The 2,302-nt window shown below is 58.7% G+C and carries 3 protein-coding genes; all 3 read right to left on the bottom strand.

The genetic code is table 11. The features are described from left to right. Window positions 1-1,516 (bottom strand): IS66 family transposase (gene tnpC / locus KVG95_RS29580; protein ID WP_217858957.1); only part of this gene is annotated, 1,516 nt, incomplete at its 3' end. Between the two features lie 81 nt (window positions 1,517-1,597). Continuing rightward, a complete protein-coding gene (tnpB, locus tag KVG95_RS29985; RefSeq protein WP_058392002.1) occupies window positions 1,598-1,933 on the bottom strand; it encodes an IS66 family insertion sequence element accessory protein TnpB in 336 nt (111 codons plus the stop codon). Further along, entirely contained in the window at window positions 1,930-2,262 is a 333-nt protein-coding gene (tnpA, locus tag KVG95_RS29570) for an IS66-like element accessory protein TnpA (protein WP_225923287.1), read from the bottom strand. The genes tnpB and tnpA overlap by 4 nt, the downstream gene beginning before the upstream one ends. Window positions 2,263-2,302: the final 40 nt, after the last annotated feature.

Below are 2,302 nucleotides of genomic sequence, written 5' to 3'. Positions count from 1 at the left end.
CCGCAATATCACTCGCCCGCTGCGTCGGCAGGCGCGTGAGGACGTCCTTCAAATAAGCATACGGATCATGCCCGTTGAGCCGCGCCGACTGGATCAAACTCATGATCGCCGCCGCGCGTTTACCGCTGCGCAGTGATCCTGCAAAGAGCCAATTTTTGCGACCCAACGCCCACGGTCGGATTTGGTTCTCGCACCAATTATTGTCAATGGGTACGGCCCCGTTATCGAGATAGCGCGACAGCGCCGTCCAGCGTTTGAGGCTGTAATCCAGAGCTTTGCTTATCGCCGAGCCGTCGTGCACGATCTGGCGCTGGGCGATCATCCAGGCATGCAGAGCATCCATCACCGGTACCGCTTTTTCTTGCCGTATTAGGCGGCGTAAATCCGGTTCAAGGTCGCGGACTTCGCTCTCGATTTCGTAAAGCAACTGGATGTAGCGCAAGGCCTGTTCGGCGAGCTGGCTCTTGTTGGTGGCGTGCAATTCGAAGAACTTGCGGCGCGCATGGGCCATGCAGCCGATCTCGGTGACGCCGAGTTCAAAGCTGGCCTTGTAGCCACCAAAATCGTCGCAAACCAGCTTGCCCTTCCAGCCTTGCAGGAAGTTACGTGCGTGCTCTCCGGCGCGGCTGGGGCTGAAGTCGTAAACGACCGCCGCCAAGTCCGAGAACTGGCTGGTGGCGTAGGCCCAGACATAGGCGCGATGGGTTTTCTTTGCGCCCGGCGTAAGCATCTGCACCGGCGTTTCATCGGCGTGGATTACGCCATGTTCGAGAACAGCATCGCGCAGGGCATCGACCAGCGGCTGCAACTGCACACCACAGTTGCCGACCCATTGCGCCAGGGTCGAGCGGGCGATGGCCAAACCGGCCCGACCAAAAATCGACTCCTGACGATAGAGCGGTAAATGGTCGGCGAACTTCGCGATCATGACATGGGCCAGCAGGCCGGCGGTTGGGATACCTTTGTCGATGACCTGCGCCGGAACCGGTGCCTGGATCAGCGTTTCGCACTGACCGCAGACCCACTTGCCACGGATATGACGCTCGACGGTGAACACGCCCGGCGTGTAGTCGAGTTTCTCGCTGACATCCTCGCCGATACGCTTGAGGGCGCAGCCGCACTGGCAGTGGCTGTTGTCGGGTTCGTGATGGATCAGGGTGCGCGGAAACTGCGGCGGCAAGGCGGTACGTTTAGGTTTTTGCCGAGCCTCGGTCGAAACGGGAGCGGGTTGCAGCGCTTCAAGTTCGGCTTCGATGGCTGCGATGTCAGTATCGATCAGGTCATCAAGCAGGCTGGCCTGATCCGGGCTCAGTTGCTCGCTGCGCTTGGCAAACTTGAAGCGCTTGAGCTGCGCGATCTCGTGGGCCAGTTTCTCGTTGACCGTTTTGTGATGATGGATTTGCTTACCCATCGTCTCGACTTTCTGATCGAGATTCTCGACACGCTGCATCAACTGCGCCGCCAGAGCGCGCAGTTGTTCAGGGGTTAAGTGGTCGAGATTAGGAAGCGAAGTCATGCCGCCGATTTTGCCAGAACAGCCTAAAAGCGACGATAGGCTCATCGGACAATTGCACGGCCTGGCTGGTCGTGGCAGGCGTTATATGATGGAAATCGCGCTGCCTGGCCCAACTCTTTGCCAAGGCAAACCCAGCACCAGGGCATGCAGTTGTTCGGCACCTAATTCCATCTGAGAGCCGTGTCTAGAACCCGGCCAGAAGAACTTGCCTTGATGCAGGCGGCGCGCCGCCAGCCAGATACCTAACCCGTCGTGCACCAGCACTTTCATGCGATTGGCGCGGCGGTTGGCAAACAAATAAGCACAGTGCGGCTGCGCCGCACCGAACACGGCGACCACACGCGCCAGAGCGGTTTCGGTGCCGGCGCGCATGTCCATGGGCTCGGTGGCGAGCCAGATGGAGTCGATGCGGATCATCGCAACAGGTCTCGAAGAAAGGTCGCGCAGGCAGCCGCGCTTTCGGTCGGCCAGTTCACTTTGACAGTGCCACGCGGGTGTGGGATTTCAACGCAGATATTCGATGATGCAGCTTGCGAATTTGCTCCGGCTAGCTGCATGGGTAACGGAATAAAAGCAGGTTGCAGCTCCGTGTTTTTTTGCGTTTGCACCCGAATCCATTTGTGGACAAGGTTCGCGTTGAGGCTATGGCTCAGCGCGACGCTGGCAATCGAGGCGCCGGGCTGGGCGCACTCTTGAATGACTTGGACTTTGAAGGATCTGGAGTAGGAACGGCGTTGTGGTTGCATGAAATACCCGCTTAAAAGGCTAGAACTGGTGCCCACTTAA

Origin of the sequence: Pseudomonas farris (genome assembly GCF_019145235.1) — a bacterium.
Classification (GTDB): domain Bacteria; phylum Pseudomonadota; class Gammaproteobacteria; order Pseudomonadales; family Pseudomonadaceae; genus Aquipseudomonas; species Aquipseudomonas farris.
Note: the sequence above shows the minus strand (reverse complement) of the source record. Positions and strands in the feature narration are given on the sequence as shown.